The sequence below is a fragment of the uncultured Muribaculum sp. genome, assembly GCF_910583865.1.
Lineage (GTDB): Bacteria > Bacteroidota > Bacteroidia > Bacteroidales > Muribaculaceae > Muribaculum.
In genome coordinates this window covers 1-22,010 of the sequence record NZ_CAJTYX010000026.1, presented here as the reverse complement: position 1 = coordinate 22,010, position 22,010 = coordinate 1, and the positions used below count along the sequence as shown (strand labels likewise).

Genomic DNA, 22,010 nt, shown 5'->3' with positions numbered 1-22,010 from the left:
TTGACTATGACATGGATTTCTTATTCCGATTTCGGATGATGGAATCGGAGCACCTGACAGGTGCGTGCCGGCAGATAAAGCTTGAGCCAGCCTTTATGGTCGGGAGCATAGAGCGGGTCGGGCTGTGTGAAGTGATGTACACCCTCGTCGATATTGCCGAAACCTCCGAAATCCTTGTTGTCAGAAGAAAGTATCACTTCATATTCACCCTCGGGCGCGAGGAATCCATAGCCTTCATAGGACTTGAATGGTGCCCAGTTGAACACGAACACAAGATCACCGCGCTTAAACGCGAGCACCTGGTCGTCGTCCTTGTCCCACAGTTTCTCTACCGGGAGCGCCTGGAAGTCGTAGACGTCGCCCACAAGCCCGATCATTGCATTGTCGAAAGCGTTAAGCTCGCAATAGCGCAACTCTTTGCGGTCGACAAGATCCCACTGGCGGCGTGCATACTTGTAACTCCATCCGTTGCCTTCGCGCGGGAAGTCAATCCACTCGGGATGGCCGAACTCGTTGCCCATGAAGTTGAGGTAGCCGCCGTTGATGGTGGCGAGAGTTACAAGACGTATCATCTTGTGCAGGGCGATGCCACGGTTGACAGCTGCATTGTCGTCCCCCTTGGTCATGTGCCAGTACATCTGGTCGTCGATCAGCCGGAATATCACCGTCTTGTCGCCCACAAGGGCCTGGTCGTGGCTTTCGACGTAGGATATAGTCTTTTCATCGGGGCGTCGGTTGGTAAGTTCCCAATAGATCGAGGTAGGATGCCAATCCTCGTCCTTCTTCTCCTTGAGTGTCTTTATCCAATAGTCGGGAATGCCCATGGCCATACGGTAATCGAATCCTATGCCGCCGCTCTTTATCGGGGATGCCAGTCCGGGCATGCCGCTCATCTCCTCGGCTATAGTGATGGCACGCCGGTTCACCTCGTGGATGAGTTTGTTGGCAAGCGTAAGATAGACGATGGCGTTCGTGTCCTGGCCGCCGTCGTAGTAGTCGGCATATGAGCCGAACGCCTTGCCGAGTCCGTGGTCGTAGTAGAGCATAGAGGTCACCCCGTCGAAACGGAAACCGTCGAAACGGAACTCCTCAAGCCAATATTTGCAGTTGGAGAGCAGAAAATGCAACACCTGATTTTTGCCATAGTCGAAGCATAGCGAATCCCACGCGGAATGCTCGCGGCGATGGTCGCCGTAGAAGTAGAGGTCCGGTGACCCGTCGAGACGGCCAAGACCCTCGACCTCGTTTTTAACGGCATGGGAATGCACGATATCCATTATGACGGCTATACCCTTCTGGTGGGCAGCATCGATAAGAGCCTTTAGATCCTCGGGAGTGCCGAAGCGCGACGACGGTGCATAGAACGAGCTGACATGGTAGCCGAACGAGCCATAGTAGGGATGCTCCTGTATGGCCATTATCTGTATGGCGTTGTAGCCGTCAGCGGCAATACGCGGAAGTACGTTCTCGCGAAACTCGTTGTATGTGCCCACACCCTCACGATCCTGAGCCATACCGATATGGCACTCGTAAATCAGCAGCGGTTTCGTGTCAGGAACGAATTTCTTCACGGCCCATTTGTAGGGCTTCTCCGGACACCATACCTGAGCGGAGAATATATGTGTCTGCTCATCCTGCACCACACGGTTGGCATATGCCGGTATGCGCTCTCCGCATGCGCCCTCCCAGCAGACATACATCTTATAAAGGTCGCCGTTGTGAAGCGCCTCGGCGGGGAGTTTTATCTCCCATACGCCATCGGAGGCGGCAATACGGCGCAGGGCATACTTACGCATTACTTTCCACTTGGAGAAGTCGCCGATAAGGTTGATTGAGGTGGCGTGAGGCGCCCATTCGCGGAACACCCATCCGGTGTCGGTACGGTGTAGCCCGAAATAATTGTAGGCATTGGCGAAAGCCTTCAGCGAACCGGCATCGGCCGTGAGTTCCTTCTCCTTGTTGATCGCATCCTGATGGCGACCTTCGATGGCAGCCGAATACGGCTCAAGCCAAGGGTCGTTTTTGATGATGGCAAGTTGTCCCATGGTGAATTATGTTGATTATTGGATTTTTATTCTCGTTTGATTATTAGCAGATAACGCCTTCATGACGTTTATGGCTGGATTAGCACGTCTCAAAAGCGGTAACTTACTCCAACCAGACCTGTCAAGCCTTTGTTGGGTATGCCGTAGACCATCTGCCAGTCGCGGTTGAGCAGATTCTCGAAGCTGCCCCACACATTGAACCGGTCGGAAAAGCGCCATGTGGCACTGAGGTCGAGCGATGCGGCGTTGCCGAGTGATATACGGGTATGTTCATATGGCAGGAACAGGTCGGGCGACGCGGGAAGCACGCTGTAGGTGCAACGCCCCGAACGGACGGTATAACCCACCGACACGTCGAGCGGCTTCAGTGGATGCACTTCGAGAGCGGCGCGCAGTACCGATTTTGCTCGGTCAACGGCATTGATGTTGCCTTTATCGAACTCCTGCGGAGCACCCTCCCAGCTGACGCGCACAGACGCAAGGTCGCGGTAGACATAGTTGAACGCAGCACCGTAATGCACGTCTGTGAACCCATCAATCGGCATGCATGAACCCATGAAAATATTCCCTGTAACCTCGGATGTAAAGGATGCATAATAGTACATTCCGGGAAAGACCACCGGAGAGAAATATGAATTCACACGCGCTGTTCCACCCCACAGCTCTATAGATGCACCCTTGAACGGGCCGATTATCATTCCACCTTCCACTCGCCATTTGTCCCACATCGGGCCGGCCACTTGGTTGGGATTGATGTAACGGTTGCGGTCATAGCGAGAGCCGAGAGTCTGCATGTCGACACGGCGGTCGTTGAGCTGCGCCCACATGCCGAACGAGCTCGATGGCGTCCAGTCGATGTGTAAATCGGGGCGCACACGGTTGCTTCCTCGGTCGCCTCCCGCAATCTGTACACCGACTCCGGCTTTCACCGTGAGGTTCTCATCCTTCCAACGAAGATACGGGTGCGCCTCGGTCATGCTGTAGCTGATATTATCATGATTGACGAAATGGACCTTGTCAACGGAATCTTCCACCGGCTGTAGCTCAAATGCATCAGCATGAGTGGATGCCGTGATGATATGCCAGCCCCAATTTGAAGTAAATTTTGTCGTATTGAAATCTACATCAGCCCCTACCGCAAAAGCATCGGAGAGAGCATACGCGCCCCCAAGTGCCAATGATAGCGTATTGTTTTTCTCAGCCTTGAGCGACTTGTCATTCCCGACAGGCTTTGAGAAACCGAAGTAGTCGTAACCTATGCCTACAGAATAATCGAACGCACCGAGCTGCGAGTGCCAATCAAGGCCGACATCAACGCGGTTGACATTTTGCGTGAAGCCCTTCGCGTCCAATGACGGGAAGTTGAACGAGGAGAATCCGTATGAAGCACGCCCCGAGATAGTGCCGACGCCGGCGAACTTGTGCGAGCCATCAAGGCCGACACGCACATCCTGCGTGTCGTAGGAAATCTTTTTCTCAGCATATGGAGGTGTACGCTTCACATTGCTGCCGTCATATTGCAGCCATGCCCCAAAGTCAGTATCCTCCGTGCGCACAATCCTGTATCCCGCCGACAGTCCGGCCTGAAAGGTGGGGAAATAGCCGGCCATCACGTAGCCGCGATAGGGCGAAGGAGTAATCGATGAAGCATATGCTGCCGGTGGAAGCGTGGCGATAGTCGAAGGCACGGAGGCCGTGACACCACGGTCTGTCCACTTGAGCGAAGCACGTTCGATGGCGGGAAGCACGAGCTTCGGGGTCATTATCATTCTTGATGCCTCGCGCTCCTGCGGGACGACATCCTTGTCGACGGTAATCTCCTTCGACAAAGTCTGTCCCGACGCGGTCAGTGCCGCCAAAGCTGCGAGTAAAGTATATGGTCTTATTGTTGACATATGGCAAAGATACGAATAAGTCGAGTGCAAAGCCAAATTTATTTGAGCTTTGCCGAGCGTGAGTATCTACGGCGACTGCCAAAGATACGAATAAGTCGAGAGAAAAGGACAATATCGCTTGTACTTTTCCGAGCGTGAGTATCCTTTTTACAATATCACAGCGACTTCTTTGAAAGCATACGTGCGCAGAGGTGACCCGTCGGAGGGCGCGAGAGTCATCATCCCGTCAGGGGCTATGCTATGGATGGACGCGCGAAATACATCGCCGGTAGCGCTGTCGCGATAGGTGAGTCCGCTTCGCCCCCAAAGCAACTCCATGTAGCGTGCATGACGGTCGGCGGCAGGGAGTGAAAACTCATGCATTATGGCCGACACCGTATCTTCAAGCACTCCGTCGAGCTGGAAAGAGTGCCCTGCAATCTGGGCCATCGACACAGGATTCGGTGCATCGCTGCGCCACTCCGTCTGGTTTACATTGATACCTATACCGGCGATACTGCGGCGTATCTCGCTCCCCAACAGCGAGTTTTCAATGAGTATCCCGCATATCTTACGGTTGCCGGCATATATGTCGTTTGGCCACTTTATGCGGACTTCCGAGTCGGGGAGATGCCTCTGCAAAGTGGAGGCGATGCCAAGAGCCACCGCCTCCGACAAGCCGAACTGCTTGTCGGCACGTATTCCTTCGGGACGCAGAAGGAGGGAAAATGTGAGGTTGGCGCCCGGCTCTGCCTCCCACGAGTTGCCGCGCTGCCCGCGACCTGCAGTCTGCTCACGTGCTATGACTACCGCACCATGAGGGAGAGCGTCAGTCACCGTGGCCAGATACGAGCTGGTGGATGGTACTGAATCGAGCCTTACAATATGCGTTATCGCTGATGACATGATGCAACATTTACCGGCTGTACGAAAAGATAGGCGGCCATGGCTATTATGGCGATACCGACCGCCACATAGAATATGCGTGCATGCCTGCGACGCATCCTGCCGGTGAGGATGCGGGCATTGAGACTCGCATAAAACCACGGCCAACCCGCCACTCCTGCCGCCACGGAAAACACCCCGACAGCGGCAAAGATGATGACGAGGAGCATCTTGGCTGCTTCAACCGACATACGGTGATTATTCGTCGGGAACGGTCACCGTGAGCATACGCGAGCCGTCGGGCTGTTCGGCGATATCGACTGTAACGGTGTCGTCCGGAAGTATGTCGGCGATCCTGTCGGGCCACTCTATGAAGCAGAGCGCTCCGGAGTCGAGATAGTCCTCGACACCTATGTCAAACGCCTCCTCCAGGTTCTCAAGGCGGTAAAGGTCGAAATGGTAGATGAGTTCAGCAGTGGTCGACGAGCGGTATTCGTTGATGATGGCGAAAGACGGGGAACTCGTAGGATCGTCGTCAACGCCGAGCGCACGCGACAGAGCGTTGATGAATGTGGTCTTGCCGGCGCCCATCTCGCCGTTGAATGCGAACACGGTATGGTCACCCATGAGGTCGATGAACTTCTCGGCAACGCTGTCGATGTCTGCAAGCGAAGGTATTGTAAGTGCTGTTGTCATTTCGTGTATATAATCGTATTGAGGAATATTATTTCTTGGGGGTAAGTGTGATTATCGGCACTATCATCTCCTCCAGGGATATGCCGCCATGTTGGAAAGTACCGGTATAGTACTGCACATAGTAATTGTAGTTGTTGGGATAGGCGAAGAAGTCGCGTCCTCCGGCGAAGATGTATGTCGAAGAAACATTGGGAGATGGCAATCCGAACTTCTCCGGACGCTTGATTTCGTAGACCTGCCGGGGATTATAGTTGAGGTTCTTCCCAACCTTGTAACGGAGATTGGTGTTGGTATTCTTGTCGCCGACCACCTTCACCGGGGTATCGACCTGTATGGTGCCATGGTCGGTAGTGAGCACAATGCGGTAGCCTGACTCGGCGATACGCCGGAAAAGGTCGATGGCCGACGAATGGCGGAACCATGTCTCGGTCAGCGAACGGTAGGCGGCATTGTTGGCGGCAAGCTCGCGTATCATCTTCGATTCGGTACGTGCGTGCGACAGCATGTCGATAAAGTTGAGCACGACGACGTTGAGGTCGTTGACGGCGAGATTGGAAAATTCCCTTATCAGGCGTTCGTTGCCGGTGGAATCATTGACCTTGTTATAGGAGAACTTGACACGCCGGCGATAGCGCTCGAACTGCGTGGCGATAAGTGGCGACTCGTTGAGATTCTTCCCCTCCTCGCTGTCCTCGTCGACCCACAGTTCCGGGAACATGCGCTCTATCTGCAAAGGCATAAGTCCGGAGAATATGGCGTTGCGCGCATATTGCGTGGCCGTGGGGAGGATGGAAGTGTAGAGCTGTTCGTCGAAGTTGAACATGTCGGCCAGCAACGGCTTGATGGTGCGCCATTGGTCGAGACGGAAATTGTCGATGAGTATGAAAAACACCTTCTCGCCATTGTCGAGCAACGGGAAAATCTTCTCTTTGAATATCGCCGGACTCATAAGCGGACGGTCGTCGGTGGTGACCCACGTCTCATAGTTCTTGCGCACGAACTTATTGAAGGCGGCATTTGCCTCCTGCTTCTGCATCATCAGCATCTCCTCCATGCCACTGTCGGGGGCGGCAGCAAGCTCCATCTCCCAGTAGACGAGCTTACCGTAAAGTTGCTGCCAGTCGCCGATAGTGCGGCAGTCACCTATCAGCTGCGACAATTCGGTAAACTGTTGGCGGTAGCCTGTAGCCGTGGTCTCGGTGACAAGCCGCTCTGAGTGGAGGTTCTTCTTTATCGACAGGAGTATCTGTGTAGGGTTGACCGGCTTTATCAGATAATCGGATATCTTGCTGCCGATGGCCTGGTTCATTATGTTCTCCTCCTCGCTCTTGGTAATCATTATCACCGGCACATGGGGGGCCGACTGCTTGATGAGCATGAGCGTCTCAAGGCCGGTAAGCCCGGGCATGTTCTCGTCGAGGATTATCAGGTCGAACGGGCGCGAAGCCACCAGGTCGAGCGCGTCGCGCCCGTTGTTGACGGTGGTCACGTCGTAACCCTTGCTTTTCAGGAAAAGTATGTGGGGCTTCAGGAGATCTATCTCGTCATCGGCCCAAAGTATGGAGTCTGGCATATCTGTTCGGTTTATTCTGAAGCAGGTTCGGAGGCGGGATGCATTTCATATTCGGACGATGCCGATTCGGATGGGACGTCATCTTCCGGCTGCACCTCCGGATCGGCAGACGGATCGGCAACGGGGAATCCGTCGCTATCCTTCGGAGGACTGTCGGTGAGTCCGGGCGATGCCGTGACGGGCTGCTCCTCGGCCTGCGCGTCGACATAGCGGAAATAGTCCTCGAAGCTGCGCCCCTGATGGATGAGTTTGTTGAAATTCTCGACGCTGATCATCACCGGACGTACCTCCGGCGGCAGCGTCAGGCGTCCTTCCTCGTCCATCACCTTGCGGTAATGGTTAAGTTCCTCGAAATTGGCGAATCCCTTTATGAGCAACAGTCCAAGTCGCCCGAAGTTCATCTGTTCAAGGTCGAAATCCCTCACGACAAATGCGCTGAAATTGTGGTAGGCCACATCATAAAGCAGCTGGTTGGCATTGACCTCATCGGTAGGATAGACGAGCACAAGCAGCTGCGGCACATCGGGATTGAGGTCGAACGTGATGGAGTCGTTCTCGTTATACACGCTGTCGTTGCCCAAACGCAGATCCCAAAGCATGCCACGGGTGTTTGACGCTCCGGAATGCAGTTTACGACCCTGTGCGAGCGCCTTCAGATAGGCCGAAGCCAATGGGGTGATGTCGGTCTGCGGATAGCGTTCAAGCAGCTCCTTGAGGGTGGAGCGGAACTCCTCCGGTTTGTTTTCAGTCACATAGGAAAGCGCGTCGATAAACATGAACTTCGGCATAATCTTGCTCAGCGGATAGCGCTGCATCATATCGCGGTAGGCGGCATGCACTTCATCGTTGCGGTTGTCGAGATAGGCGGCATAGGCCTTCTCGTAAAGGCTCTCCTGCTCGGCGTTCATGCGGCGCAGATTGTCGATATAGGCCGGATCACGCATGGCCATCCCATACTTCGAGTCGGGGAACTCCTTAAGGATCAGCGCACGATAATGTTCGGCAAGATTCTTGCGCCCGTCTCGCGCATACATCATATACATGTTGTAGTACACGTCGAGTCGGTAGATGTTGTCAGGATAGCGACGGAGCAGGTCGTCCCAGTCAAGGGCGGCGGCATCGTAGTCCTCAAGCTGGTCCTTGAGTATCAGCCCGATGTTGTAAAGGCCCTCCTTTATAACGTCATTGGCAGTCTGTTTCTCCTCGGGCGTGGAAGGTATCTGGCGCAGATAATATTCACGGTTATGTGGATCCGACGCGAGGTCTGCGTTCTCCTGCGTGGCGTTTCCTTCTCCCTCCGCGAGGTCTCCGCCTTCGGGATTTTCTGCATCCGCGCCTTCGGCGGTGTCGCCCTCTGAATTTTCAAACTCGTCGAAGCTGAACGAGGCCTTGTTGCGGCGACGCCAGTCATCTTCAAGCTTTCGTGCGCCCCATCGCTTCTGGAACTCCGTGCGGCCGGCGTTGCGCGTGGCCGTGTTATAAAAGTACCATGAATCGTCGTTGTTGATCATGAACGTGGTTGGAGCCGACGCGGCGTTTCCTGTATTCTGCATCTGCGAGCCGTTGGCCTGTTGGTCGGCCATGAACTCCTCGCGCCGCTGCCGTTCGGCTTCCTCCTCCTCTTTCTTCTTGAGATCGGCAATAATCTTGTCTATGACCTTGAACTGCGCGGCGGAATCCATTTCCGACAGGCGCAGAAGCGAGTCGTTGAGAGTGACGTTCTGTGAATACACGGCCAGCTCGTCGAGCACGTCACTGCGCCTCTTTATGGAGTCAAGTCCGGGATAGCTCTGGGGCAAAAGAGGTACGGCCTCGCTATAGCACGGCTGGGCAAGCTCATAGCGGTGTGTCTCGAAATAGAGGCGTCCAAGGGCAAGCTGGTCGATGGCTTTCTCTATTCCGTTGCGTGTCGACTTCTCGGCGGCAAGTTTATAGTTCTCTATGGCATTTGCCGTATCGCGGCGCGACAGGTAGAGGTTGCCTATGGCGTAGTATATCTGGTCGAGATAATCCTTGTTGCGGTCATAGCGGGTCATGCGCCTCAGAGCTTTAACCTCAGGCTCTATAGAGGCTCCGGAATACACCTCGCTCTGGCATATGCGTGCATTGATTTGTGTGCGATAGGGCGAACTCGATGTCGAGGAGCGCTTATAAGCCTGATAGGCCTTGGCATTCTCGCCCTGACGTTGATATAGCTGGCCGAGCATGAAATTCAGTCTCGACTTCTGGCTACCCTTGGCCGCCTTTACCGCCCTTTCGAGATAGGGGATGGCCTTCGACGGGTCGGCGGTACGGCTCCAGTATGAGCCTTGTGCGAGGTCGTAAATTTCTCGCAGGCGGCTGTTGGATTCAAGCTCCTTTTCATGAATCTTGGTGAGTATGTTCTCCGCCTCGAAGTCCCATCCCATGGCGCAGTAGGCACGCGCCTGCCATATCTTGGCCTCAGTCACCGTGGCCGGAAGCCATGAGAAATGACGTGTGATGTAGTAGAACGTGGCGGCGGCACCGAGGAAGTCGCCGTTGTTGTACTGCGAGCGCCCCATCATCATCCAGGCGTTATGTAGAAACGGATTATACTCGTCGCGCTTCATCCACGCCTTATAGGCCGGATCCGACGACTTTCCCGACTTCTTCTTGGGTTTCTTCTTGATGCTGCGCAGCTGTATGGCCTTCTGTGCCTTCTCTATCGACCGGGTGAAGTCGCCTGAGGGCTGAGGGGCCGACTCGTCACGACGGGCATCGGCGGGATGTGCAAAAAGAAGCTGTGAATAGTCATCCTCATAGCCCGACTCCATCTGCTTGAGGGTCTCCTTGTAGTGCTCGTCCCCGTTGTAATATATGTTATAGCGAGTGATGAAAGCGGTGTACTTGCGGGTAGCCGCCGTGTTCTTGCGGAGACTGCACCCCTGCAACACAGCCAGCAAGGCGGCCAATGCCACCATAATTACCGGTCCAAGCCTTGATCTTCTATACATATATTAATAATAAAACGCCTGCCACCCGCAGGTTATTGCACACCTCGGCGCACCGCCACTCCAAACGCCACGCGCGAGACGAGATATACGCCGATCTGAAGCAACACGATCATGGCCGAGCATGGCACGTCGACCACCGTGGCAAGAAAGAGGCCACCCACAGAGCTGACTGTCCCTACGGCTGCCGAAACCCATATTATGGAGGTGAAACGCCGACACCATATCTCCGCCACGATGACCGGCACGGTGAGTATGGAGATAAGCAGCATTATGCCGACAAGCCTTATCGTAAGCACGATCCCTATGGCGACAAGAGCGGTCATGAGGGTATTGACGACGCGCACTGGCAATCCGGCTACGCGTGCGAAATCGGCATCGAAAGCGCATGCCACCACCACATTGCGGCACACACCCAAAAAGAGCCCGACGACAACCGTATAGATGGCGAAAGCCAGCAGGTCGCCACGCCCTATGGTAAGCACGTTGCCGAAAAGGAATGAATTCAGCTCCGGCACATATCCGGGCGTAAGAAACACGAAAAGTATGCCCACGGCCATTCCAAGCGACCACACAACGGCAATCGCCGAATCCTCTCGCACGCGATAGCGTGTGGCAAGCCCTTCTATCCCAAGGGCCGAGGCTACGGCAAAGACGGCCGCCGTGATAACCGGACTCAGCCCGAGGAAATAACCCAGTCCGAGACCTCCGAAGCATGCATGAGTGATGCCTCCGGTGATCGATACCATCCGGCGAGTGGTGATATATGTGCCGATCATGGCTCCGGCTATGCTGATTATCACCAGACCGACAAGAGCATAACGGAAAAATGTGTAGTCAAGATAACTCATGATGACATATGGAATTGAGATACCTAAGCATGCACTCCGCGCGACTCACGCACCTCGGCCACTATAAGCAGCAGTTCCTGGCGGATGGGGGTCGGCAAAGTGATGTCACGCTGCTGTATGCTCCTCCCCCACCCTGCGATGTCGTCGGGAAGGAGGGTGAGCAGCACGTCGCGGAACTCCTCTATCTCCTCGTCGGTGTAGTCGTCGGCGGCACGTCCGCGGAAACGGTCAAGTTCCTCATCGTCATAATAGACTATCTCGGGACTGACGGCAGCCAGAAGGCTGTCGCGTTCGCACGTGATGTGCATCCCGCAGCATTCCTCTTCTTCCGTCTCCTGTGGCTGCATATCGCCGGATGACACCGCTGCATCCGCACTGCCACTGTCGGTGGACGGCACGTCTTTACGATGCCGCGACATACGGTCATGCGCCCACAGAAGCACACCAGCCACCAGCAGCACGGCTGATATTATGATTATCACTTCCATATTACCTTTCTATTTTCTGCGGCTCGTGCGGCGCTCTGCCCACAATCCGAGCATGATGCACCCTACAGCCAGAAATATTACAAATGCGACACCCATCATGCATCGCCCTCCTGCGGCGCAAGCTCATCAATCACGAATCCTGCGGCACGCAGATGGTTCCAATAGTCGGGATAGCTCTTCGAGACTACCTCGGCATTACGGATTATCAGTCCGGGTATATACCATGCCACAGGAGCGAAGGCCATGGCCATCCGATGGTCATCGTAAGTGTCGATGGCCACTTTCCGGCTGCCGTCGACCGGACAGCGTCTCCCCTCCCATGATATTGAGTCGTCATCGATATCGACCACAAACGATATCTTCATCAATTCTTTCCGCAATGCCTCAAGCCTGTCGGTCTCTTTGATCTTAAGTGTTCTCAGACCTGTGATATGGAACGGCACACCGAGCATGCAGCAGCTGACCACGACGGTCTGTGCGAGATCGGGCATGGCACTGAAGTCAGCCTCGTAGCGTGGTGTCATGTCAGGGTCGGCCATCAGGTCGAGCACACCGGGAAATTCCTCGCTCTCCTCCGTGACTATTCCGAAATTGCGGTAGATGTCCATAAGTACCGAATCGCCTTGCAGGCTGCCCCCCTTCATAAGTCCGCGAAGCCCTATCGTGCCGAAACTGAAAGACTGAAGTTCGTACCAATAGGATGCCGCGCTCCAGTCGGCCTCGACATGATATTGCACAGCAGTGTAGCTGCAATGCGGCACCCTTATCACATCACCATCGCGCACGACATCCACACCCCACTCCGCCATGATGCCGAGCGTCATGGCTATATAGGGCTGCGACACCACGTCGCCCTCCAGTCGTAGCACCAGTCCATCCGACATAGCGGGCGCAATCATCAGCAACGCCGACACGAACTGCGAACTTACCGAACCGTCGAGCGCGATTTCTCCTCCGTGGAGCTTCTTACCCGCGATCCTCAACGGAGGGAAGCCCTCCTCTCCAAGATAGGATATTTCAGCGCCGCACTCCCGTAAGGCATCTACCAACGGTGCTATTGGCCGTCGACGCATGCGCTCCGAACCGTCGAGCGAGACGGTTCGGCCTGGTTTTGCAGCAAAATAGGCCGTAAGAAACCTCATCGCAGTACCCGCTGCCCCTACCGACAGATTCTCATCCTCCGACTCAAGGGCGGAAACCATAACGTCGGTATCATCGCAGCGGGCCACCTGGCATGTCATCGGTGCACCACCTGCGAGAGCATTGATTATCAACACCCGGTTGCTTATACTTTTCGACAGCGGCAGTCCGACAATCGCTTCCGGCAGCTCCTCAGGCGGGAATATCCTATAGTCCATATTCTCAGATACACATTAATTATATATAATCGCATCCGCATGCTTCAAAGCCCTAATGACCTTAATGTCCCTAATGTCCTTAACTCGTTAAGCCCGCAAATCGGATACATTCGCAAATTTAGTCATTTTCGATGACATTTTTTGCAGGTAGTCCATTTTACAATTCGGTTACACAAAAGTTACATCACATTGTCATTTTTCTTACGAAAAAGTTGCACCGTGTTAGTATTTTTTAATACCTTTGTCGCCGGATAGATTAAACGCTGAGTTTTTAGTGAATGAAACTCCCTCGCAGCCACCATGGTGACTGCAACAAACCAGAAAATTATCAACAACAAAATCAACTATTTATTAACGCGAATTAACATCAAGGCTATGTTACGACATCATCACGAAATGCTAAGCCTCGCATTGTTTGCGACTGCATCGGTCTCAGCCTATGCTGCCGTAGTGCCCGTGGAGGACGCTCGGCAACTGGCAAATGACTTTTTTGCCTCCGCCAACAAAGCAAACACGGACGGAAACACTCTGGAACTTGCCTATACCGCAGGGTCGGAGTCGAAACCGCTTTATTATGTTTTCAACGCCAAGGACGGAAAAGGATTCGTAATCGTTTCCGCCGAGGACTGCACGACCCCCGTGCTCGGGTTCTCATTCGACAATCCGTACATTGTTTCCAAAGTTCCCGATGCCATGAAATGGATGATGGACGGCGTAGAGAAAGAAATCAAGGCCGCATCAAAGCTTCAGAAGCCCATGACTCCTACCGTGCGCCGCAGCGCGGCACGCGCGGCAGCTGCCGAAGCTACCGAAAAGCTGCTCAACACACCGTCATGGAGCCAGGAAGCTCCCTTCAACGACGCCATCCCGGGGCATCCCCTCGTAGGATGTGTGGGCACAGCCATGGCCTCGATAATGAAATACTATAACTATCCCGCCCAGGGCACAGGCAGCTACGACGGCGTAAGCTTCGACGTAGCCTATGACTGGGACAACATGCGCTCCGACAACTACCGTTCCGGCTACTCACAGGCAGAGGCCGACGCAGTAGCTACGCTTGTCTACCATGCCGCGAAAAGTATCAATACACAGTTCGGCATGTCGGGATCAAGCGCCTATGAAGTACGCGTGCCCGCCGCTCTCTCCAACTATTTCAACTACGACCCGGGCGTATCGTTCAAGAAGCGCGCCGAAGTATCGTCACAGGCCGCATGGGACAAGATCGTCAAGGATGAGATCGATGCCGGACGTCCGGTGCTCTACTGCGGTCAGGATGTCACCGTAGGCCACGCCTTCATATGCGACGGATACCGTGCAGGCGGATACTTCCATTTCAACTGGGGATGGGGAGGCGCAGCCAACGGATACTTCCTCAGCACCTCGCTCAACCCTTCCGTGAGCCAGGCCCATAACTTCAACAATCTCCAGACCATCATCTATAACATAAAGCCCGCCACCGGTGCCAACAAGGCATGGTCGACCATCCACATCACCGCCGACGGCGGCCAGCCCGGCATCGGCACAGACCTGACCGACCTGACATCCGGAAAGGCATTCACCGTGCGTGTGGGCAACATGAAGAACCTCGCCTACACAAACTTCAGCGGCAAGATCGCTGTAGCCCTATTCGGTGCCGACGGCACTATGAAGTCGCTCCTCAGCGAGCCGGCCGGATTCAATTTACAGTCGATGGCAACCCTCGGCTCAGGCTACGTAACCCTGCGCAACTGCTCGCTCAAGGGTGGAGCCACAGCCGAGCAGGGCGACATGGTGCGCATCGTCACCTCCGACGACAACGGCACCACATGGCTTCCCGTGGCCGGTGAACTTTACACCATCAACGAAATTCCAGCAATCCGCACAGCCGCCGACTATTTCGCAATCAACTTCCCCGCATCGGTGACAGGAGCCACATTCTCCGGAGAGGACAAGGTAATCCGTGGATGGGACTACTCGTTCAATGTCGCGGTAGCCAACGCCGCCGAGGACGTAGTGACAGTGAAAGCCAACGGCTACATACTAACTCCCGGCGCCAACAACACCTACTCCATAGCCAACGTCAAGGAAGATCAGGAGATTGCCATACTCGTGCAGAAAGCATCGGAGGTGAGGGCAAAGCGCAGCATATGGGTGGAGAACCCCGGTGAGCTTGCCACTCTCATACCAGAAAGCGAGACCGGCACCATCAAGGATCTCACACTGTTCGGATCAATCGATGCACGCGACTTCGAGTTCATGCGCAGCAAGATGAAACTCAACCGTCTCGACATATCGTCGGTCTACATCGCCGCTAACGGCGTCAACCAGGCCAACGCCATACCCAAGCAGGCCTTCCAGGGCCAGGGACAGCTCACTGAGGTGCTCCTACCCAACAACATCAACCGCATCAACAACGCTGCTTTCCGCTCCTGCGGCATCACGTCCATCAAGATACCCGCCGGCGTAAAAACCTATGAATACAACATCTTCCTCAACGCATGGCGTCTGCGCGACGTGTGGGTAGGACGCGAGACAGCAGAGTTCATCAACTGGTGTGTATTCGCAGGCACATCCAAGGGCGACATCGTTCTGCACGTGCCCAATGAAAAGGCCGTCAACAACTACAAGAACAAGGAGAACTGGAGCGAGATAGCCACCAAGATCACCGTTGATCCCATACCCGCGATGACAGACTTCGCATTCGCCGTGATGGACGTAAATGCCGTCAAGTTCGATTGCGACACACCCAACGGACGCCTTCAGAAAGGCACGAAGGTGACATTCACCGCCGAGCATATCGCCGACAACGACGACCGCATGGACGTCTACGCCAACAACATCAAGCTTACCCCCGATGCAGAAGGCCGCTACAACACCACCGTAAACGGCAACACCATCATTCACTTCGACCTTGTAAAGCCTACCCCCTGCAACGCATCTCCCTCACCCTGGCAGCTGACCAACCACGGAGGCACGGTAGGTCTCTTCACCGATGCCGTCAACGTGATTCCCGGAATCAACTTCGACATACGTGCCAACGCTCTTTACATCCCTGCCGATTACAGTTCCATGTTCTGGGCCGCAGTGCTCACAGACAAGGATGGCAACATCAAGGAATTCATCTCACCCATAACCGTATCGTCCGGTGCTTCCGGTGACGGCCTCAAGATGACCATCAAATGCTGCGTAAAGGAATCGACAGTGCGCGAAGGCAACCTCATCCGTCTGGCCACCTCGTTCAACAAGAACACATGGTCGCTCGTAGGCGGAAAGTCCGACGATGTGATCGCCGCACTCCCCGCCCTCAACAACCAGACTCCTGTCTATAACTTCACCTTCCCCGAAGGTCTTGAGGATAAGGCCAACCTCTCAGGCGTGGTAAAGAGCGCGGTACGTGGCCGTGACCTCACATTCAAAATCACACCAAAGACCGCATCCCACACTTTGGTCGTAGCAGTCAACGGCGACACCATCGTCAACGGCGGCAAGACATTCAGCTACTCCTTCATCGCCAAGCAGGATATGAACTTTGATATCAAAGTCGTACCCCCTGTAAGCTATACCGAGGCCACCGTAGTACTCAAAGAGGGTGAACACCTCTATCTCTCAGGCGATGAAGGCATCTCCAACTGGGGCGAGATCAATTACGCTACAGCAGAAAAGTTCCGCAACATCAAGAAACTCAAAATCGTAGGCAAGATTGATTACTATGACTTCAACCTCTTCCGCCAAAACTATTGGATTGCCGCCAATATCAAATATCTGGATCTCTCTGAAGCGCAATTCGTGTGCGACCGTGACAAAAATGCAGGCACTACCGGTCTTGATAATGTATTCCCCGCACGTGCATTGTATAACAACGAATTAGGAGGCTGCCATATCGAAGAAATCATTCTTCCTCCGACACTCGTACAGTTCGACAGCGATGCATTCAAAGGATGCAGCAGACTAAAAGAGATAAGACTCCCCGAGAATTTACGCGTTTGGTCATCAGGAAAGGTGGTCTCAAGCGGAGTAGTGAGAGACTTAACTCGAGGAGGTATCCTGGATGATGTTTTTCTCGGATGTAATTCTCTCGAAACAATATATGTTCCCTGCAAACCTGGTGCTAACGGAAATATAGGTCATTGGTATTATATGTCCTACCACTCACTTAAAACCGGCCTTCCTGACAACAAGAAAGTGACCGTAGTAGTTCCTGCGGAACATCTTGAAGCCTACAAAACTCCTCGTACGAAAGACGACTATCCGACGTTTGACTGGTCCAACGGTTGGGAAGCTGGCAAATTCAACATCGTAAGCGAATACCCCGTATATTCCCTCGAATATGATGCCGCAAGCTGCTTCGTGACCGACGCGGAAATCAAGGACAATGTGTCAAGAGCCGCATCGTTCCTCAAGGACAACATCGCCCTCGACAGCCTCGACCGCAAACTTTACATCGGAGTCAAGAGCAATCTCACAGAAGGACGCCCCGAAGGCATGGACGCATACGACGCCGCAGCCAAGGTCAAGGTCTACGACAACGACATACTGCTCGCCGACGATGCTGTTGCTGCCGACGGATCGGTAACAGTCACCTACTGGAACCCCAACAAGCATGCCGACAAGAGCGGCAACCACACCATCAAGGTAGTACGCCTCCTCGACGTGAAGTTCAACTGCTCGTCAGAACTCTTCACCATCGCTCCCGAGGAAATCCGCAACAACGAGGATACAATGGGCGCCTCAGCCACAGAGTTCGAGACATGGAACTATTACGACGCCCTCGCTCCCGTGCTTGAAAACGTCACCGAAGGCTCGACAGTGCGCTTCACGGTCAACATGGATGCCGCCAAGGCCAACGGAGAGAATATCGAAGCTCGCGTAAAGGCTGCCAAGAGTGTCATCACCCCCGATGAGGATGGCTACTACAGCATCAATGTAGCCGATTCCGACATGACTGTCGAGATATTCGCAGTGCCTGTCAACGGCGCTACCCTCAACCCCGAGGAGTTCAACTCCATCGACGTGAAAGAAGCTGTCGACATCACTTCCATCGCCCTTGAGGGTGAAATCACGCCCGAGATCCTCAACAGCGTCAAGGAATCGTTCACCTCACTTGAGGAACTCGACCTTTCCGACATGAACGGTGACGTGCCTGCCGGCACATTCAACGGCATGACAACGCTCTCCACCATCACCCTCCCCGAAGCAGCCACTACAATCGAAGCCAACACTTTCGACGGTTGCTCGAACCTCACCACGGTTACCGTGCCCCAATCGATCAGCACCATCGGTGACGGAGCATTCAACGGTTGCTCGTCGCTCACATCAATCACTCTCACCGGAGTAGACGCCATCGGAGCCGGAGCATTCAGCGGATGCGACAACATCACTTCGATCAACCTCAACGCCGCCACGGCATCGTCATCATCGGCCATGCGCGCTCCCGCAGCATCACGCGCCGCAGGATTCAACGACAAAGCCTTTGAAGGAGTCAACCCCAACTGTCTCATAATCCTTGGCGAGAACGTGGCAGTGCCCTCGGCAGCCGGCAACTATATCGCCACGACAATCGGCACAGTGACCGAGGAGGTCGACGGAGTCACCACTCAGCGTGAAGGCCGCATCTACACCTCCGCAGGCAACATATCGCTCCGTGCAGGATATCCTCTCGAAATAGCCAACAAGTTCACCCTCGGCGACAACGACGAGATATCGCTCACCGCCCCGGCCAACAGCGCCGATGCAGCAGGAGCATGGTCGCCGCTCGTAGTGCCGTTCAACGTCGAGACTGTAGCCCTTGCTTCTGACAACCTGCCGCTCAACCCGTCGCTCGATTGGGGTGAGGATGACCAGGAAGGCAACTACACAGCCATTACCTTCGACACCGACGAAGAGATATTCGTCCGTCAGGAAAATATCGAGGCCAACAAGCCATATCTCATGCGACTCGGCGCTGCTTCCGGCGAAGTCCGTCTCTCTGCCGCCAACAACGCTGTCATCCCGGCCACACCCGACCACATGAGCGTCAGCGCCACGGGCTACGACCTCGTCGCCACCTACAAGGCAGTCGAAGCAGCCCCGGCAACCACCTACGTCCTCAACGAGGAAGGAAATGCATTCGTACGCACAGCCACCGAACAGGCCAACGACACAGCCACCGTAGCTGTAGCACCCTTCTCGGTATATGCTGTAAGCAACGATGGAGCAGAGCAGATTGAAATCGACCTCGGCGACGATCCCACCACAGGAATCGATTCCGTAGACGGTGATATCGACCTCTCGTTCGGAGTAGAGGACGACGCTCTGGTAATCTATTCGGCAAAGGAAAGGCAGACCGCCATCTACACCGTCGACGGACGCCTCGCAGGAGCAATCACCCTCGCTCCGGGCCGCAACGTGATTACAGGCATCTCCCGTGGTATATATATAATCGAAGGTCGCAAATTCTCCTTCTGAAAACTCTTATAAAGCGTTAATATCAATCATTCCAAACCGGATTCCCGGCTGTCGCGATGACAGCCGGGAATTTTTATTATCTCTTAATCTCGACAATCATAATTCTCTCATTTTTTCAGCTTATTTTCTCGATTAGGATTAAGAATATACGTGGCTCTCTTCATTCCGATAAATGAAAATAGCTATATTTGCATGAATAATGGCAAATCAAGCAAGAGATTACTGTCCTGTCCATGTCTTTAATCAATGCATTAAATAAATTAAAGGAAATGATTGTTCATGAGAAAGCTCCCTCTCATGAATCATCATTATTATCTTCATTCGAATACCAATTACAGGAATTGCTCCGAATTGATCACTTCATTGCAAGAAATGACTGTTCTGAGCTTACCAACTCATTTTCATCCTTATATAACCAATTCAAAACACTTAAAGACACTGGAACATTGTCTTACTTTTGTCGCGATAAAAGCATTAAACTTTATCAGGCAGAGTATTTTATATCATCTTATGAAGATTTATTAAATCCAATCGAATCCGGACGCATAAGAGCCCATAATGATGAATATATCGCTTCACACCTTGTTTCTGAAAAAGACTATCTGAACCATATCCTTGACAACATCGATTCTAATATAAGCCTTGACGATGAGCAACGAAGAGTTGTATTGTCGGATGAAGATTATACCCTTGTAATTGCAGGAGCCGGTGCGGGTAAAACAACGACAGTAGCGGCAAAAGTAAAATATCTCGTAGAAAAAAGAGGAATACGCCCAAATCAGATATTAGTCATCTCTTTCACAAATAAAGCAGTTGGAGAACTCCGTGATAAGATCAACAAAGCATTGAATATTGATTGCCCTATCACCACTTTCCATAAAACCGGATATGCCATTATTCGTCGACAAGAAGATACTCGCAAGATAGTGGTAGATCAAGGCTTCATGTTTCATGTCATAAACAACTATCTAAAGACTAATATACTCGAGAATCCCGAACTCGTAGATAAACTCATACTTTTCTTTGGAAGTTATTTTGATGCACCATACGACGGCAACGATTTAAATGACTTTTTTAACTATATCAAAAAGGCTGATTTTTCAACCTTACGTGGTAACATTAACGAATATACCGAAAAAATAATCGATAGTCGTACCGGCAGGCATATAAGTATTGTGCATGAGACATTACGTTCAGCCCAAGAGGTAAGAATAGCAAACTTCTTGTATACTCAGGGGATAGATTATACCTATGAAAAAACCTATCCATACAATATACCCAACTCATATAAGCCATACACCCCTGATTTCACCATAACCCAAGATGATAAGATTGCTTATATAGAACACTTCGGCATTACACAGGATGGTCGTAATAATCGCTATTCGACAGAACAGTTATCACAATATAAGAATGCCGTAAATGATAAAATAACCATTCATCGCAAGCATAAAACAGATTTAATCTATACATTTTCGGAATATAATGACGGACAAGACCTGTTGGCACATTTGAAGGAAGAGCTGATCAATCATGGCTTTGAATTAAGGCCACGCCCCTCACGCGAAATTTTCGACAAAATCATAAGTACAGAAGAGAATCGATACATCTCGAAACTCGTGAAACTAATATGCACATTCATACAAAACTTCAAGACCAACAACTACACTCTTGATGATTTATATCGATTCCAAAATAGCACTCAGAATGTCCGTAGCGGATTATTCCTGACGATTTGCGAACAATGTTATTATGAATACTCAAAACGCCTAAAAGAAAAAGATGCTATTGACTTCGAGGATATGATAAACATATCCGCCCGTATTATCCGCGAAGAAGAAATAAAGGGTACAAAATTGGATTTCAAATACATCATTGTCGATGAATACCAGGATATTTCACGCCAAAGATTTAATTTGACCAAAGAATTAAGCAAACTCTGCAATGCCAAAGTCATTGCAGTCGGAGACGACTGGCAATCCATATATGCTTATGCCGGTTCTGATATTACTTTGTTTACCGAATTCAAAAAGACATTCGGTTATGGAAAGGAGTTGCATATAACCCGTACATATCGAAATGCCCAGGATTTAATCGATATTGCAGGCAACTTTATACAGAAAAACACTTCTCAGATTCAAAAATCACTTCTATCCTCCAAAAGAATAACTAATCCTGTAATAATCCAATCCTATACTGAAGAAGTAGACAGAACCAAATATGAGGGCAAAGGCGGAAAATATTTTCTCATCGGAAAAACTGTTGAGGGAATTATAAAAGAAATTTTGGCTGAGAATCCAGACTCATCCATACTTTTACTGGGCCGATATGGTTTTGACGGCTTCAATCTGACAAAATCTGCAGACTTCATTTATTGGGAAAAGACCGGTACAATAACATCCAAAACTTTTAAAGATGTCAATCTGGAATTCATGACAGCACACCGTGCAAAAGGTCTTGGATATGACAATGTAATCATAATAAATGCAATCGATGCCAACTATGGATTCCCGTCACAGATTCAAGATGACCCGGTCTTAAAATATGTACTTAACTATGATTGTTCAATTGAATATGCCGAGGAACGACGATTATTTTATGTAGCATTAACACGCACCAAAAATAGAGTTTATATTGTAACACCACAACAAAGACCCTCCAATTTCGTAAGAGAATTGGTACGTGACTATCCTAATGTCTTACTCCGTGGGCAGTTAGATGAATATAAAAACGACGGCACCAAAGAGACAAAATGTTGTCCGATATGCGGCTATCCTCTTCAATTACGCTATAAAAAATTATTACTGTCCGCTAAACTTTAGAGGGCGATTGAAAAATAGGACCG

12 protein-coding genes are annotated in these 22,010 nt (G+C 52.1%); 2 read left to right on the top strand and 10 right to left on the bottom strand.

Translation table 11 applies throughout. From position 1 onward, the window contains the following. Positions 1–20: 20 nt before the first annotated feature. From QZ303_RS07110 to QZ303_RS07065, 10 genes are all read right to left on the bottom strand, one after another. Positions 21–2,045 carry an alpha amylase C-terminal domain-containing protein gene (locus QZ303_RS07110; RefSeq protein WP_295731127.1) on the bottom strand — a complete coding sequence of 675 codons (2,025 nt, stop codon included), beginning with the start codon at positions 2,043–2,045 and terminating at the stop codon, positions 21–23. Positions 2,046–2,134: 89 nt separating this feature from the next. Then, entirely contained in the window at positions 2,135–3,940 is a 1,806-nt protein-coding gene (locus QZ303_RS07105; protein ID WP_295731124.1) for a hypothetical protein, read from the bottom strand. Positions 3,941–4,087: 147 nt separating this feature from the next. Then, positions 4,088–4,825 (bottom strand): biotin--[acetyl-CoA-carboxylase] ligase, encoded by a 738-nt coding sequence (locus QZ303_RS07100; protein WP_295731122.1) that lies wholly within the window; start codon positions 4,823–4,825, stop codon positions 4,088–4,090. After that, positions 4,810–5,055 (bottom strand): Imm17 family immunity protein, encoded by a 246-nt coding sequence (locus QZ303_RS07095; protein WP_295731121.1) that lies wholly within the window; start codon positions 5,053–5,055, stop codon positions 4,810–4,812. Before QZ303_RS07095 ends, QZ303_RS07100 begins: the two co-directional genes overlap by 16 nt. Before the next feature lie 7 nt (positions 5,056–5,062). Beyond that, positions 5,063–5,500, bottom strand: coding sequence for a tRNA (adenosine(37)-N6)-threonylcarbamoyltransferase complex ATPase subunit type 1 TsaE (gene tsaE / locus QZ303_RS07090; RefSeq protein ID WP_295731117.1), 438 nt, complete (start codon positions 5,498–5,500; stop codon positions 5,063–5,065). A 28-nt stretch (positions 5,501–5,528) separates the two neighbouring features. Further along, positions 5,529–7,073, bottom strand: coding sequence for a bifunctional response regulator/alkaline phosphatase family protein (locus QZ303_RS07085; RefSeq protein ID WP_295731113.1), 1,545 nt, complete (start codon positions 7,071–7,073; stop codon positions 5,529–5,531). A gap of 11 nt (positions 7,074–7,084) precedes the next feature. Continuing rightward, entirely contained in the window at positions 7,085–10,048 is a 2,964-nt protein-coding gene (locus tag QZ303_RS07080; protein ID WP_295731109.1) for a tetratricopeptide repeat protein, read from the bottom strand. Between the two features lie 32 nt (positions 10,049–10,080). Further along, positions 10,081–10,896 (bottom strand): metal ABC transporter permease, encoded by an 816-nt coding sequence (locus tag QZ303_RS07075; RefSeq protein ID WP_295731107.1) that lies wholly within the window; start codon positions 10,894–10,896, stop codon positions 10,081–10,083. Between the two features lie 23 nt (positions 10,897–10,919). Next, positions 10,920–11,384: a phospholipase gene (locus tag QZ303_RS07070; protein WP_295731104.1), complete on the bottom strand. Its 465-nt coding sequence runs from the start codon at positions 11,382–11,384 to the stop codon at positions 10,920–10,922. A 95-nt stretch (positions 11,385–11,479) separates the two neighbouring features. Further along, complete coding sequence (locus QZ303_RS07065) at positions 11,480–12,742, bottom strand: 3-phosphoshikimate 1-carboxyvinyltransferase (RefSeq protein WP_295731101.1); 1,263 nt, start codon at positions 12,740–12,742, stop codon at positions 11,480–11,482. 375 nt (positions 12,743–13,117) lie between these two features. Between QZ303_RS07065 and QZ303_RS07060 the strand changes: the two genes are divergently transcribed. Continuing rightward, positions 13,118–19,165 carry a C10 family peptidase gene (locus tag QZ303_RS07060; RefSeq protein WP_295731098.1) on the top strand — a complete coding sequence of 2,016 codons (6,048 nt, stop codon included), beginning with the start codon at positions 13,118–13,120 and terminating at the stop codon, positions 19,163–19,165. A gap of 233 nt (positions 19,166–19,398) precedes the next feature. Further along, positions 19,399–21,987, top strand: a complete 2,589-nt coding sequence (locus tag QZ303_RS07055; RefSeq protein ID WP_295731095.1) for a UvrD-helicase domain-containing protein — start codon at positions 19,399–19,401, stop codon at positions 21,985–21,987. The last annotated feature ends 23 nt before the right edge of the window (positions 21,988–22,010 follow it).